This is a genomic window from Nonomuraea sp. 3-1Str, from assembly GCF_031570565.1.
Classification (GTDB): Bacteria; Actinomycetota; Actinomycetes; order Streptosporangiales; family Streptosporangiaceae; genus Nonomuraea.
Map to the genome: position 1 here is coordinate 116,110 of NZ_JALHBK010000013.1, position 13,330 is coordinate 129,439.

A 13,330-nucleotide genomic window follows, 5' to 3' on the forward strand; every position below is an offset into this window, starting at 1 on the left:
TGCCGTAGCCGCCCGCGTGAGGGCAATACTCGCAACCACATGGCGAGGGTTCTGCGAGACCATAGAGGGGTGCAATCGAACGTTCGGCCCCATATCGCCACACCTGCGCTCATCTGCGCTCCGATCACCCGGAGGCAGCAGATCGTCGCAGGAGTGCGCGACTCCTTCTCCGCAGGACTGGGGATCTTCCCGCTCGGCATCGCCCTCGGCCTGCTGATCCTCCAGGCCGGCCTGCCCTGGTGGTTGACCCCCGCCCTGTCGCTGGCCGCGTTCGCCGGATCCCTCGAACTCCTGCTGGTGGGCATGATCGCGAGCGTCACGCCGCTCGCCGCCGTCGCGCTGACCGTTCTGGTGGTCAACTTCCGGCACGTCTTCTACGCCTTCTCCTTCCCCCTGCACCTGGTCAGGGGCCGGTTGGCGAAGGCGTACTCCATCTACGCGATGATCGACGAGGCCTACGCCGTCAGCGCCTCACTGCCCGCGGCGGAGCGCTCGGCGCCGCGGCTGCTGGCGATGCAGCTCTCCTCCCAGGCCTACTGGGTGGGCGGCGGGCTGGTCGGCGTCGCCATCGGCGCGGCGCTGCCCGCGCCGGTCAAGGGGCTGGAATTCGCGCTGTGCGCCCTGTTCACCGTGCTCACGCTGGACGCCTTCCGCTCCCGCCGTGAGATCGCCCCGGCACTGCTCGCGGGCGCCAGCGTGACCGTCGCCCTCATCGCCACTCCGGGCGCCGCCATGTTCACCGCGCTGCTGCTGTTCGTCGCCCTGCTGCTGGCCCGCCACGCGCTCACCACCCGCCGCCCGGCGCAGGAGCCCGCCCGGCAGCCCGCCCAGGAGCCCACCCCGGAGACCGTCGATGCCTAGCAGCTCCTATCTCGTCGCCGTCCTGGCGATCGTCTTCACCATCACCTTCGCCCTGCGCGCCGTCCCCTTCGCCCTGCTGCGCACCTTGCACAGCTCCGCCGTCGTGCGGAACCTGGCCGTGTGGATGCCGGTGGGCATCCTCGCGATCCTCGCGGCGACCGCCCTGCACGGCACCGTCTCCGCCGAACCACGCGCGATGCCGTACGCGCTGCTCGCGGTCGCCGTCACCGCGGGCGTGCACCTCGCCTTCGGGCGCCGCACGATCCTGAGCGTCGGGATCGGCACCGCCGTCTACGTCGTCCTCGTCAACGCCTTCTGAATTCATGGTCATGTGCGTTGAGCCCCACCATCCTCGACCATAGGGTGGAGGATGCTCCGGAGCTGGACGCCGGGCTGGTGGAGCGGACGAGGAGGCCTCATGCCCGCAGAGCCCGTCAGCTTTCCCGCAGTACGCCACGAACACACCCTGATGGACGTGGTGCGGCGATGACGGCCGACCTCGGGCCCGCGACGGACGCCCTCGCCGCGATCATCAGGAGCCTGCCCGGCGACCGGCTCTCCGCCCCGACGCCCTCCGGTGGCATCACCGTGGCGGAGCTGCTCGACCACATCGACGGTCTCTGCGTGGCGTTCGCCGCCGCCGCCACCAAGACGCCGTTGGAGGACGGCGGCCGTGCCCGGACGCCCGACGCGTCGCGGCTGGGCGACGACTGGCGTGAGCGCATCCCGGCCCGCCTCGACGAGCTGGCCCGAGCGTGGCGGGCTCCGTCGGCGTGGAGCGGGACGGCGGAGGTGGGCGGCGGCCGGATGCCGGCCGAGGTCGCCGGGGCCGCCGCCGTCGACGAGGTCGTCATCCACGGCTGGGACGTGGCCGTGGCCACGGGGCAGCCCTACCCCGGCGAGGAGCCCGCACTGGCGGAGGCCCTGCGGGAGGCGTACGCGTGGGTGAGCGCCGTCGCCGCCGGCTCTCCGCAGGGCAGTCCCGGCCTGTTCGGGCCGCCGGTGCCCGTGCCCGGCGACGCCCCGCTCATGGACCGGCTGCTCGGCCTCACCGGCCGCGACCCCGCCTGGACGCCGCCCGCCCCCTGACGAGGGGGACGGTCTCCCTCCCGAAAGTCATCCGGGAAGGGCCCCGGGCAGGCCGAGGAGGGCGGCGTGCTCCGGGCCGAGGAACGAGGTGATCGCGGCGATGGCGTCACCGCGGACGGTCAGCACGTTCAACGACCACGCCCGGTGCGGCCCGGTGCCGCCGTGGCGCAGGTAGGAGGCCACGGCGGGCTGGCCGTTCGCGCTGGTCGTCAGGTGCCGCCACGAGCCGCAGCGGGTCAGCGGGACCTGGACGGCGAAGTTCATGACCGCCTCGACGCCCCGGTACCAGTGGGGGAGCGGCGGCATCGACCAGGTGACGTCCTCGGTGAGCAGCGCCGCCAGGGCCGCGGCGTCACCGCGTTCCATCGCGGCCGCGTACCCGGCGACCAGGTCGCGCAGCCGCGCGTCGCCGAGCTTGCGCACGGCCTGCCGCTGGCTCTGGGCCGGCACCCGGTCGGCGATGACCTTGCGGGCCCGGGCCAGCGCGGAGTTGACCGACGTGGTCGAGGTCCGCATCGTGGCGGCGATCTCGGCGGCGGACAGGCCCAGCACCTCGAACAGCAGCAGCGCCGCCCGCTGGTTGCCCGGCAGGTGCTGCAGGGCCGCGACGAACGCCAGCTCGACGGCCTCGCGCTGCTCGTAACGGGCGTCGGGACCGAGCGGGCCGTCGCCCAGTGCCGCGTCGGGGTAGGGGCCGAGCCAGGCCACGTCGTCACGCGGGGCGGCGTCCACGACGGTGTGGTCGCTGGAGGGGCCGAGGTCGACGGGCAGCGCCCGCCTGCCGCGCGCCTCGATCGTGTCCAGGCAGGCGCGGGTGGCGACGGCGTACAGCCAGGAGCGCAGCGAGCCGCGGGCCTCGAAACGGGAGAGCCCCCGCCAGGCGCGCAGCAGCGCCTCCTGAAGGGCGTCGTCGGCGTCGTGCGCGGAGCCGAGCATGCGGTAGCAGTGCGCGTGCAGCTCCCGGCGCAGCGGCTCCACGAGCCGGCCGAACGCGTCGCCGTCCCCCTGCCGGGCACATGTCAGGTCATCTGCGGAAACCTCGCTCACGAGCCACGATTCTGCCTCACCCAGGGGAGCCCCCCGCGACGCGCCGCAGCACTCGTGGTGGCCGAGAAAAGTTCGGCGAATCGGCTCGCCGAATGTCGTCAACGGGCGTAGCCGTTCGTCCAGAGAGTGGGAACGGTGAGAGGCATCGGCCCGGAGCGAGGGGAGCGAGCGGATGAGCATCGTCATCACCGGCGTCAGGACCATCGGGGTTCCCGTGGCCGACCAGGACCGCGCCGTCGAGTTCTACGTGGGCCTGCTGGGCCTGGAGAAGCGCGTGGACGTCCCCCTGGGGCGGCTCGGCGGGCGCTGGATCGAGGTGGCGCCGCCGGGATCGGCGACGACGATCGCCCTGGTCCCGGCGGGCGAGCGTACGAACACCGGGGTCGAGACCGGGATCCGTCTCACGACGGCGGACGCCGCGTCCCTCCACGAGGAGCTGGCCGCGCACGGTATCGCGGTCGGCGAGCTGCTGCGGTGGGAGGGCGTCCCGCCGATGTTCGCCTTCCGCGACGCGGACGGCAACGGCCTCGAGATCGTCCAGTGAACGGGAAAGGACCCACGATGGCGGACACCGGACGGCTCCACGACGAGCCGCAGGCGCTGGACCAGGAGTTCACCGCGACGCTGCGGAAGAGCCCGGCCAAGGGCGGCCACACCTACGTCGTCTGGCCCGAGTCGGCCGGGTTCTTCGGGACCCGGGGTCTGGTGAAGGTACGGGCGACGATCGACGGTCACCCGTTCGAGAGCTCGTTCATGGCCATGGGCGGCGGCATTCACAAGCTGCCGGTCCGTGCCGAGGTCCGCCGCGCGATCGGCAAGGATGCGGGCGACACCGTCACCGTCCGCCTGCTGAGCCGTACCCGGTGACGGCCTCAGCCGTCCTGAGGCGGCAGGCCGGGGGCGAAGTCCGGCGGGGCCGGGCGGCCCCGCAGGCGCCGCAGGGCGAGCAGGCCGCCGACGCCGGGGACGACGGCGCGCCACCGCGCTCCGGAGCCGGCGGCGGCCGGCGCCATCCAGACCGCGCCGATGACGACCAGGTACGACATGCCGTGCAGCGGCCCGCCGAACGTGGTGATCGCCTTGGCGTGGACGGTGAGCAGGTTGACCAGCAGCGTCGCCAGGGAGAGCGCCTCGACGCCGGACGCGAGACGCAGCACGCGCAGGTGCGCCGCGCTCATCCCGGCAGCGCCTGCCGGGGTCGCGCTCATCGGCCCGAGCCGGGGCGGACGATCATGATGATGACCACGACGGCCCACGCCAGGTTGTAGACACCGGCGAGCACGGACAGCGTGCGCAGCGCCCGGCCGTCGCCGGGGGCGCGGAGAGCCTCGCGCTGGCGCGGGTGGATCTGCGTGGCCAGCAGGCCGCCCGCGACGGCTGTGAGCAGCATGGACACGGTGATCCAGATCTCGCCCATCCGACCCTGGAGGGTCGCCAGGGCGATCCCGGCCAGTGGAACGATCAGCCCGAAGGCGGCGTAGCCCCCGGTGACGCGGTGCAGCGCGACGGCCACCGCGCGGTTGCGCACCTCTGGCTCCGCCCCCTCCGAGTCCGCCCCCACCGAGCCCGCCCCTCCGGTGCCCGCGGGGACGGCGACGGCGATCGGCGCGTACCGAGGGAACAGGCTCACGGCGACGGCCGACCCTCCGACGAAGACGATGCTCGCGAGCACGTGCACCGACAACAGGACATGTTCCATGGGCGATCCTTCCGACCTTCAGATTGCCTGAAGCTTAGCCGAAGCTTCAGGCGCCCTGAAGGTCAGGAGGGGGCGTCCGGGGTCGCCTCGCCCGGCCGTGACCGGCGCTGAAGCGGCGGGGCATGTACGGAGCCGGCTGTCTGCCCTCCGGGCGCGTGGCCTCAGGGGTTCTGGAAGGTCACTTCCGGGTTGGTGGGGGAGGGACCGTCCAGCAGGGGCTGGTGCTCGCTGTTGAGGTGCTGGTCGAAGAAGGCGCCCACGTACGCCGTGGTGATCTCGCCCGACCGCTTGCCCGACAGGGGCGCGGCAGGGTCGGTGATCCCGGCCTGCCCGCCCAGGATGGGCAGGTCGATGAAGGTGAAGTGGCCGGAGTCGGCCACGGTCAGCCAGCGCTTCCAGCCGTCCAGGCGTCGCCAGTTCCGCGGCCAGGTGGCGTCGGCGGAGCCGGGCGAGTGCTGGGCCTTGGTGCCGAGCATGAGGAACGGCCGTTCGCCGAGGCCGGAGACCGGGACCGGGGCGAAGAACGAGCCGTCCAGGTTCACCCCGGCGCTGACGCGCTGATCGGTGGCCATGACGCTCGCTGCGGCGTTGCCGCCGAGCGAGTGGCCGGCGGCGCCGATCCGGCGCGGGTCGATCATGCGCGAGCGCTTCCAGGCGGGCGCGGACCGTGCGGGGTGGGTCAGCCGGTCGATGACGAAGGACAGATCGGCTGCCCGGTTGACTGCGGCCTTGGCCATCAGTGCCTTCTCCGCCTCATCGGAGGGGGCCTTCTCCACCGTCTCGCATGCGACGCAGGTCAGGGTGCGGCCGCCGGGAAAGGTCGTGCCGAACGACTCGTAGGCGTGATCCACGAGGGCGACGACGTAGCCCTTGGAGGCGAGCTCTTCGGCGAGTGTGGTCAGGGTGGCGCGGTTGAGGGAGAATCCCGGGGAAAGCACCACCAGGGGGTGCCTGCCGCCGACGGGGCGGGCGCCCACGTGTGCGTTCGTGCTGACACCGGCGAGTTGCTCGGCCTTGAAGACGGTGTCCAGTTTCTGCCCTTTGAGGAGGAGACGAGCCTCGTCCACGGTCATGTACGGCGCGGCGCTCCCACCGGCGCGAGCCGGGTAGTACATCGACACCATCAACTCGCGTGCGCCGGCTGCGGGCATCCACGGGTCGCGGCGGCCGACGTCGACGAGATGCAGGGTGTCGCGCCCGACTTCGTACCGGCCCGTGGGGCGAGGGATGGCGAAGCGCACGTCGGAGGTCCCCGTGGAGGAGGCGGCGGCGGGCAAGGACGTCGAGGCGGCCGCCGCGGCCGACACCGGTAGGGCCAGTGCCAAGGCGAGGAGGAGGGCTGCGGGGTTGCGTCGAGTTCTGATCATGTGCAGCACTGTAGGAATGACGGCACCCTGCCCGACATGCCCGAAAGGCCGGGTCGAGCCCTTACTTTCGTCAGGGTCAGGGTGGGCCGGGCAGCGGTGACTGCGGTGGCGTGTCGGCGTCGGGTCACCAGTGGGTGATGAGCGGCGTGTCCGGTTCGTGCTGCCGCCAGGCTTCGGTGAGCCGGGCGAGGCGGGTGGGGGCGGCGATGCCGCGCACGGTTGCGATCCTGCCGTTGGTGATGTCGAATGTCACGGCCCCGACGACCTGGTCGCCGGGCACGAAGAGGATGGCGGGGGCGCCGTTGACGAGCGCGTAGTGGACGGCGGACGTGCCGCCGGCAAGTCGCCGTTTCGCGGGTGTGGGTGTGAAGCCGGCCCGGACGATGGCGGCGATGCGCTGCGGAGTGTCGTACCGCAGCAGCCTCTCGGTCAGGCCGGCGCCGTCGGAGATCGCGGTCGCGTCGTCGGTGAGCAGCTCCACCAGCCGTTCGGTGCGGCCCGAGGAGGCAGCGGCGAGGAATTCCTCGACGATCCTGCGGGCGGATGCGGGGTCGATCTCGCCGCTGCCGCGGCGTGCGGCGGTGATGCGGCGCCGGGCCCGGTGGAGGTGCTGCTGGCTTGCGGACTCGGTGATGTCGAGGATCTCGGCGATCTCGGCGTGGCTGTAGGAGAACGCTTCGCGCAGGAGGTAGACGGCCCGTTCGTGGGGTGACAGGCGCTCCATGAGAGTCAGCACGGCCAGGGAGACCGATTCACGCTGCTCGAAAGTGCCGGCCGGGCCGAGCATCGGGTCGCCGTCGAGGAGCGGTTCGGGCAGCCAGGCGCCGACGGTGCGTTCCCGGCGAGCCTGTGCCGAGCGGAGCCGGTCGAGGCACAGGTTGGTGACGACCTTCGTCAGCCATGCTTCCGGCACCTTGATCCGCTGCCGGTCGGCGGCCTGCCAGTGCAGGAACGCATCCTGAACGGCGTCTTCGGCGTCGGCTGCCGAGCCCAGCAGCCGGTAGGCCAGTGAGGCCAGCCGGTTCCGGCTGGCCTCGAACCGACCGGTGTCGAAGCGATCAGTGGCGGTGGCGTCCATGCGGATCAACCCTAGGAGGCGGTCAGGCGACCGCTTTCTCGGCGGGCGCGTCCGGCGTGAAAGCGGTCGCCTTCTCGGGGGACGCGTCCGGCGTGGCGGCCAGGCGGCGCCTGCGCTTGGGCAGGCCGAAGGTCGGGTGCGAGTTGGCCCACAGCGAGACCTTGAGGATGCCCGCCTTGATCCGCGCGGCCTTCCGGCCGCCCACGTACTTCGGCTTTGCCTGCCCTTCGTCGTCGACCATCTGCAGGATCCCGTCCCGCCGCCCGAGGCTGATGTGGTTGTAGGAGTAGACCAGCTTGGTGTGTGGGACCTTGCGGCCGGTCAGATGTCCCACGATCGCGGCGATCGCCTGCCCGCCGGTGAAGCCGGCCGAAGCGCAGGACATCGGCAGCGGCCGGCCGTTGTCGCCGATGGCGTAGGCGCTGTCACCGGCGGCGTAGACGTTCGGGTGCGAGACCGACCGCATGGTGCGATCCACCACGATCTGCCCGTTCTCGGTGACCTCCAGCCCGCCGGCGGCGGCGATGGGGCTGACCTCGAACCCGGCCGTCCACACGGTTGCGTCGGATGCCAGGGCGGTGCCGTCGGCGCACAGCACCCGCGTCGCTTCGACGGCTTCGACGCTGGTGTGCTCCAGGACGGTGACGCCCAGCCGGTCGCAGGCCTGGCGCAGGTGGCCGCGGGCTGCGGCGGACAGCCGGGCGCCCAGCTCGCCGCGGGCGATCAGCCCGACCGACAGGCCGGGCCGGGCTTCGGCGATCTCGGTGGCGGTCTCGATGCCGGTCAACCCGTCGCCGACGACCAGCACATTCCCGCCTTCGCCTCGCCTGCCCCGCTTGTCCAGCCTCTCCAGGCTGTCCAGGCGCTCGCGCAGGCGCAGCGCCGAGGGCCGGGCGGCGACATCGAACGCGTGCTCTGCCACGCCGGGGACGCCCTGGTCGGCGCCGTGGCTGCCGAGGGCGTAGACAAGTGTGTCGTAGCCGAGCTCGCCGCCGCCGTCAGTGTCGGCCACGGCGACGACCTGGCGCTCGGGGTCGACGTCGGTGACACGGGCCACGCGCAGCCGTATCCCCGTGCCCGCGAAGACGTCGGCGAGCTTCTGAGTCTCGATCTCCCGGCCGGCCGCCAACTGGTGCAGCCGCAGCCGCTCGACGAAGTGCGGCACCGCGTTGACCACGGTGATCTCGGTGTCCGCCGTGGACAGCCGGCGGGCCAGGTTCCCGGCCACGTAGGCCCCGGCATAACCGGCGCCGAGGACGACGATGCGGTGCTTCATGTGGTGCTCCTGTCGGTTCGCTTGCTCCCGGTGAGTTGAGCGGAACGGCGCCCCGATTGCTGACAGGAACTGCATGTGGCATGGGTCACAGAACGGGAGGCGTGCCGTCCGACGACGCTCGCGCCGCCGAGGCGGCGTGGCGATTGTGGGGGCGCCTGGTGTCGACGTTGGAGGTCAGGGTCTTGAGAAGGCTGGGTAGCCCTGCCACCGTTTCGGCGGGCAGGCCGGCGAGGGTCTCCTCCGCCAGGGCGCACCATAGCCGCTTGACCTCCTCGGTCAGGGCTCTGCCGCCGTCGGTGAGTTCGACGACGGTGGCGCGCTGGTCATCGGGGGCGGGGCTGCGCCGGATGTGACCGGCCGCTTCGAGCTTGCGGGCCATGAGTGTGACGCTGGGCCGCTCGACGCAGAGAGCCTCGCTCAGCTGGGCCTGGATCATCGGGCCGGTACGGGCGAGTTCGAGCAGGAGCGCCTCCTGGCCGGGGTGCAGCCCGAGGGGGGCCAGCAGTTCGGCGGCCCTGGCCCGGTGACGCAGGGTCAGCAGACGGATGGCCTGGTTGATGGTGTCGGCTTGGTCGAAGTCCACGGACGCTCCTCTTGACAAGTTCGTTACGCGGATAACTATTATGCGGATAACGTTATTCGCATAACTAATCCTACGCAACCATCGGGAGCCGACATGACCGCTAAGGTCGCCGTCATCTACTACAGCGCGACGGGCACCGTGCACGCCCTCGCCCAGGCCGTTGCCGAAGGCGCCGCCTCGGCCGGGGCCCAGGTGCGGCTGCGGCGGGTCGCCGAGCTGGCGCCCGACAGCACGATCGACCAGAACCCGCAGTGGCGGCGGCACGCCGACGCGACCACGTCGCTCACCCAGGCCACCGTCGAGGACCTGGCCTGGGCCGACGCGTTCGCGTTCGGGACGCCGACGCGGTTCGGCGCGCCGGCCGCGCAGCTCAAGCAGTTCATCGACCAGGCCGGCGGGCTGTGGCAGGAAGGCGGCCTGGCCGACAAGCCGGTGACGGCCTTCACCTCGGCGTACAACCGGCACGGCGGCAGCGAGGCCACGATCCTGTCGCTGGGCAACGTGTTCTACCACTGGGGCGCGCTGATCGTCCCGCCCGGGTTCACCGACCCCGCCGTGTACGCCGCCGGCGGCAACCCCTACGGCGTCTCCGCCGTGACCGGACCGACCGGAGACGACCTCAAGGGCGCGGCGCTGGACGCCGCCCGCTACCAGGGACAGCGGCTGGCCCGGACCGCGATCCGGCTGCTGGCGGGCAGCCACGTCACCGGCACCGACGGGGACGGGGACGGGGACGCCCGCGCGGCCGAGCCCGCAACCACCCTCCGGACCGCGTGAGCGGCGCCGGCACCTCGACCGAATCCTGCCCTCAGGAGACTTTTGTGACCTCGCGACTTTCCGCGTCCCCCGTGATCAGCGACCAGGCCGGAACACGCACCGGCCCCGAGTGGCTGATCCTGGCGCTGGTGTGCGCCTGCCAGTTCATGGTGATCCTGGACTCCTCCATCGTGAACGTCGCGCTTCCCTCGATCGACCGGGATCTCGGCTTCGCACCCGCCGGCCTGTCCTGGGTGGTGAACGGCTACCTGCTCACCTTCGCCGGCTTCATGCTGCTGGGCGGCCGAGCCGCCGACCTGTTCGGCCAGCGCCGTATCCTGACCGGCGGACTGGTGCTGTTCTGCGCCGCAAGCCTGGTCGCCGGCCTGGCGACCCTTCCCGACGTCCTGGTGGCCGCCCGCGTCGCACAAGGCGTGGGAGCCGCGTTGCTCGCCCCGGCGACGCTGGCCGTGATCAACACCAGCTTCACCGAGGGTCGCCGGCGCGCCCGCGCGTTCGGCGCGTGGTCGGCCGCGGGCGGTGTCGGCGGAATGGCCGGCGCCGTCGCGGGCGGCGCCCTCACCACCGGCCTGTCCTGGCGGTGGGTCTTCCTGATCAACGTGCCGATCGGCGTGGCACTGATCGCCGCGGCCTTGAGGGGGCTGCCCAGCACCCGAACCGCCCGACGGGAAACCCTCGACATCGTCGGCGCGGTCACCGGCACGGCAGGGCTGGCCGCGCTGATCTACGGGATCATGCACAGCACCGACCACGGCTGGACGTCCGCGCCGGTCCTGGTGCCGGCCGTGGCCGGCTTGCTCCTGCTCGCCGTCTTCACCGTGGTGGAGGCACGTTTCGCCACCCACCCGATGATGCCCCTGCGGCTGCTACGCATCCGCGGGGTGGCCGTCGGCAACGCCATGCTGCTGCTGTTCGGCGGGATAGGCATCGCGATGTGGTACTTCACCTCGCTGTTCCTGCAGAACGTCCTCGGCTACGGCGCGCTTCAAGCCGGGCTCGGGCAGACCCCCGCGGCGGTGACGTTCATGGTAATCGCGCGATCGGCCGCCGCCCTGCTGCCACGCACCGGCGTACGGCCCCTGATCCTGGCCGGCAGCGCCTGCTTCCTGGCCGGGTTCGGCTGGCTCGCCCAGGCCCAGACCGACAGCGGCTACCTCGTCGGCATCCTCGGACCCACCCTGCTCATCGCCACCGGCATCGGACTGACCTTCCCCACCCTCATGGCCGCCACCACCGCCGACGTACCCGACCGCGACGCGGGAACCATCGGCGGCCTGGCCCAGACCGCCGGCCAGGCAGGCGGATCGCTGGGCCTGGCGGTGCTCGCCACCGCCGCCACCCAGACGGCGGCCGGCGAGAGCTCCCCGGTCGCCCTCGCCGCCGGCTACGACCGTGTCTTCCTCATCGCGGCCGGACTCGGACTGGCCATCGCAGCGACCAGCCTGCTGCTGCCCCGGCGCCGGCCCACGGCACCCAACTGAACGAAGGCCCCCGTACCGGCTCGAGCCTCTCAACGATGAGAGCGGAGGTTCTGCTGGTCCAGCCAGGTGGAGATCGCCGCGGCGATCGTTTCAGGCTGGTCTTCGGTGGCGTGGTGACCGGCTGGACCGCAGTGTTCGATCTGGAGGCCGGCGATGTGGTCCTTGCACCAGGCGGCGACCTCCGGGGTGACGAGGAGGGTTGGTGAGGAGTCGAAGGTGAGCAGAAGTTTGGGGACGTCCTGGCTGGAGGCCAGCCAGCTGCCGTAGGCGTCGATCCGGGCGGTCACGTCGGCGGGGTCGCCGTCGATCGGCAGCGAACGGGTCCAGTTCAGCAACGGGCGACGGCTCTCCCGGGTGGGGTACGGCGCCCGGTAGAGGTCGAGCTCCTCCTCGCTGAGCGGGTTCAGCACGCCCCCGGTGTAGGCGGTGTCGATGAGGAAGTGCGAGTCGAGCACCAGGGACTCGCCCTCGGTGGCGCGCAGCTTCGCGGCGCGGGCGCGCGCCTGCTCGGAGAGTTCGTTCGAGGCGATCGGACGCACGATCGTCTCGAAGAAGGCGAGACCGCGCACCCGATCGGAGTGCCTGGCCGCCCGGTCGAAGGCGAGCGAGCCGCCCCAGTCGTGGCCGACGAGCACGACGTCGTCCAGGCCGAGCTCGTCGAAGAACGCGTCGAGGTAGCGGGCGTGGTCGGCGAACCGGTAGTCGCCGAGGGGCTTGCCCGAGCGGCCCATGCCGATCAGGTCGGGCGCGATCAGCCGTCCCGCTCCGACCAGGGGCAGCACCTTGCGCCACATGTGTGAGGAGGAGGGATTGCCGTGCAGGAAGACGACGGTGGCTCCGCTGCCGTGGTCTTCGTAGTGAATCGTCGAGTCGAGGACGTCGATCGTGGGCATGAGGTGGATTCCTTCTGAGATGAGGGTTTCAGGCGCGGGCTGGAACGGCGTTGGCCCTGTGGCCGTCGCCGGTCGCCAGGGGATCAGCTCTCGCGGGTCCAGGCGGGCGTGATCCGCTGCTCACGGAATCTCCAGCCCGCCGGCGTCCGCACCGCGGTGCCCGTCATTCGCAGGCCGCCTGTGAAGTGGGGTGCTTGGCCGTCGCGGTAGTAGTGCACGAGTGAGTACGCCGAGGCAGCCGCCTGATCGCCGTCGACGTCCACCAGCAGGTCAGTGGTGATGTGCTGGGCTTGCTGCCCTTCGACCTCGCTCTGTCGCATGAAGCCGACGACCTTGTCGATGCCGCGGAGTTCGCCCCCGCGCGGCGAGTGCACCGCCACATCGTCGGTGAAGACGGTGCCCGCATCCTCCCATCGCTTCTCGTCGAGCAGCCGCGCGAAGCGGGAGAACAGGTCGGCGATCTCCATGCGGTCGGCGATCAGGGTATCGGTGGACATGGCGCCCTCGTTCATTCGTCGAACTAACGTTTATGTCTCTAACGTTTCCGTCATGAACGAATCTACATCGTTAGTCGGACGAACGCAAGGGGATAGGATCAGCGTCATGAGCAGCAGAGCCGAAGCCGCGGACATGCCGTACGACGGCGAGACGAAGACGCCGGAGAGGCTGCGCCGGCGGGCCAGTCGCCTGCTCTCAGGGGTGTCCGCGCAGTCGGACCGGCTCATGAACGAGGGACTGGCCCAGGCCGACGCCCGCAAGTGGCACTACGCCGTGCTCGCCTCGTTGCAGGAGCACGGCCCGGGCAGCCAGGCGACGCTGAGCCGACGCACCGGCATCTACCGCAGCGACATGGTCGGCGTTCTCAACGAACTGGCCGAGCGCGGCCTCGTCGAGCGGATGCCGGATCCCGACGACCGCCGCCGCAACGTCATCACGATCACCGCCCAGGGCCGCCGGCACCTGCGCCGCCTCGACAAGGTCCTGGACGACCTCCACGACGAGCTGCTCGCCCCCTTGACCCCTGCCGAACGCGACCAGTTCGTCCAGCTGCTCACCCGCCTGCTGGACCACCACACCCGGCAGGCACCGCACCCCCCGACCTCCTGACCCGAGACCGACCCTCGGCTGGTTCGGCCGATCGTGGAGGGCCAGATCGGGCCCTACGTCAGGCCCGGCCCG

17 protein-coding genes are annotated in these 13,330 nt (G+C 71.7%); 8 read left to right on the forward strand and 9 right to left on the reverse strand.

The genetic code is table 11. From position 1 onward, the window contains the following. The first annotated feature begins 153 nt into the window (after nt 1-153). The 3 genes from MTP10_RS21770 (at nt 154) to MTP10_RS21780 (ending at nt 1,950) form a co-directional block, all read left to right on the forward strand. Nucleotides 154-861 carry an AzlC family ABC transporter permease gene (locus MTP10_RS21770; protein ID WP_310711366.1) on the forward strand — a complete coding sequence of 236 codons (708 nt, stop codon included), beginning with the start codon at nt 154-156 and terminating at the stop codon, nt 859-861. Then, entirely contained in the window at nt 854-1,180 is a 327-nt protein-coding gene (locus MTP10_RS21775) for an AzlD domain-containing protein (RefSeq protein WP_310711367.1), read from the forward strand. Before MTP10_RS21770 ends, MTP10_RS21775 begins: the two co-directional genes overlap by 8 nt. Nucleotides 1,181-1,347: 167 nt before the next feature. Further along, nucleotides 1,348-1,950 carry a TIGR03086 family metal-binding protein gene (locus MTP10_RS21780; protein ID WP_310711368.1) on the forward strand — a complete coding sequence of 201 codons (603 nt, stop codon included), beginning with the start codon at nt 1,348-1,350 and terminating at the stop codon, nt 1,948-1,950. A 27-nt stretch (nt 1,951-1,977) separates the two neighbouring features. On the opposite strand, the gene MTP10_RS21785 is transcribed toward MTP10_RS21780, so the two are convergent. Then, nucleotides 1,978-2,997: a sigma-70 family RNA polymerase sigma factor gene (locus MTP10_RS21785; RefSeq protein WP_310711369.1), complete on the reverse strand. Its 1,020-nt coding sequence runs from the start codon at nt 2,995-2,997 to the stop codon at nt 1,978-1,980. A gap of 172 nt (nt 2,998-3,169) precedes the next feature. Between MTP10_RS21785 and MTP10_RS21790 the strand changes: the two genes are divergently transcribed. Together MTP10_RS21790 and MTP10_RS21795 are read left to right on the forward strand one after the other, a co-directional pair. Then, a complete protein-coding gene (locus MTP10_RS21790) occupies nt 3,170-3,541 on the forward strand; it encodes a VOC family protein (RefSeq protein ID WP_310711370.1) in 372 nt (123 codons plus the stop codon). Between the two features lie 17 nt (nt 3,542-3,558). Next, nucleotides 3,559-3,864, forward strand: coding sequence for a DUF1905 domain-containing protein (locus tag MTP10_RS21795; protein ID WP_310711371.1), 306 nt, complete (start codon nt 3,559-3,561; stop codon nt 3,862-3,864). Between the two features lie 5 nt (nt 3,865-3,869). Here MTP10_RS21795 and MTP10_RS21800 read toward each other — a convergent pair whose 3' ends face one another. The 6 genes from MTP10_RS21800 to MTP10_RS21825 all read right to left on the reverse strand — a co-directional run bounded on the left by MTP10_RS21800 (nt 3,870) and on the right by MTP10_RS21825 (nt 9,000). After that, the gene (locus MTP10_RS21800; RefSeq protein WP_310711372.1) at nt 3,870-4,205 is read right to left on the reverse strand and encodes a hypothetical protein; all 336 of its coding nucleotides are present in this window, start codon (nt 4,203-4,205) and stop codon (nt 3,870-3,872) included. Further along, a complete protein-coding gene (locus MTP10_RS21805; RefSeq protein ID WP_310711373.1) occupies nt 4,202-4,696 on the reverse strand; it encodes a hypothetical protein in 495 nt (164 codons plus the stop codon). The genes MTP10_RS21800 and MTP10_RS21805 overlap by 4 nt, the downstream gene beginning before the upstream one ends. 161 nt (nt 4,697-4,857) lie before the next feature. Further along, nucleotides 4,858-6,063, reverse strand: coding sequence for an alpha/beta hydrolase (locus MTP10_RS21810; RefSeq protein ID WP_310711374.1), 1,206 nt, complete (start codon nt 6,061-6,063; stop codon nt 4,858-4,860). A gap of 124 nt (nt 6,064-6,187) precedes the next feature. After that, complete coding sequence (locus tag MTP10_RS21815) at nt 6,188-7,141, reverse strand: sigma-70 family RNA polymerase sigma factor (RefSeq protein WP_310711375.1); 954 nt, start codon at nt 7,139-7,141, stop codon at nt 6,188-6,190. A gap of 22 nt (nt 7,142-7,163) precedes the next feature. Beyond that, the gene (locus tag MTP10_RS21820; RefSeq protein WP_310711376.1) at nt 7,164-8,417 is read right to left on the reverse strand and encodes an FAD-dependent oxidoreductase; all 1,254 of its coding nucleotides are present in this window, start codon (nt 8,415-8,417) and stop codon (nt 7,164-7,166) included. An 85-nt stretch (nt 8,418-8,502) separates the two neighbouring features. Continuing rightward, nucleotides 8,503-9,000: a MarR family winged helix-turn-helix transcriptional regulator gene (locus tag MTP10_RS21825; protein WP_310711377.1), complete on the reverse strand. Its 498-nt coding sequence runs from the start codon at nt 8,998-9,000 to the stop codon at nt 8,503-8,505. Nucleotides 9,001-9,093: 93 nt separating this feature from the next. On the opposite strand from MTP10_RS21825, the gene wrbA reads away from it, so the two are divergent. Both wrbA and MTP10_RS21835 read left to right on the forward strand, forming a co-directional pair. After that, a complete protein-coding gene (wrbA, locus tag MTP10_RS21830; protein WP_310711378.1) occupies nt 9,094-9,777 on the forward strand; it encodes an NAD(P)H:quinone oxidoreductase in 684 nt (227 codons plus the stop codon). Nucleotides 9,778-9,821: 44 nt separating this feature from the next. Then, complete coding sequence (locus MTP10_RS21835) at nt 9,822-11,258, forward strand: MFS transporter (protein ID WP_310711379.1); 1,437 nt, start codon at nt 9,822-9,824, stop codon at nt 11,256-11,258. 29 nt (nt 11,259-11,287) lie between these two features. Here the strand turns inward: MTP10_RS21835 and MTP10_RS21840 are convergent, their stop codons facing one another. After that, the gene (locus MTP10_RS21840) at nt 11,288-12,151 is read right to left on the reverse strand and encodes a haloalkane dehalogenase (RefSeq protein WP_310711380.1); all 864 of its coding nucleotides are present in this window, start codon (nt 12,149-12,151) and stop codon (nt 11,288-11,290) included. Nucleotides 12,152-12,234: 83 nt separating this feature from the next. Next, nucleotides 12,235-12,663: a nuclear transport factor 2 family protein gene (locus MTP10_RS21845; RefSeq protein WP_310711381.1), complete on the reverse strand. Its 429-nt coding sequence runs from the start codon at nt 12,661-12,663 to the stop codon at nt 12,235-12,237. Between the two features lie 91 nt (nt 12,664-12,754). Between MTP10_RS21845 and MTP10_RS21850 the strand changes: the two genes are divergently transcribed. Then, complete coding sequence (locus MTP10_RS21850) at nt 12,755-13,258, forward strand: MarR family transcriptional regulator (protein WP_310711382.1); 504 nt, start codon at nt 12,755-12,757, stop codon at nt 13,256-13,258. Nucleotides 13,259-13,330 lie beyond the last annotated feature (72 nt).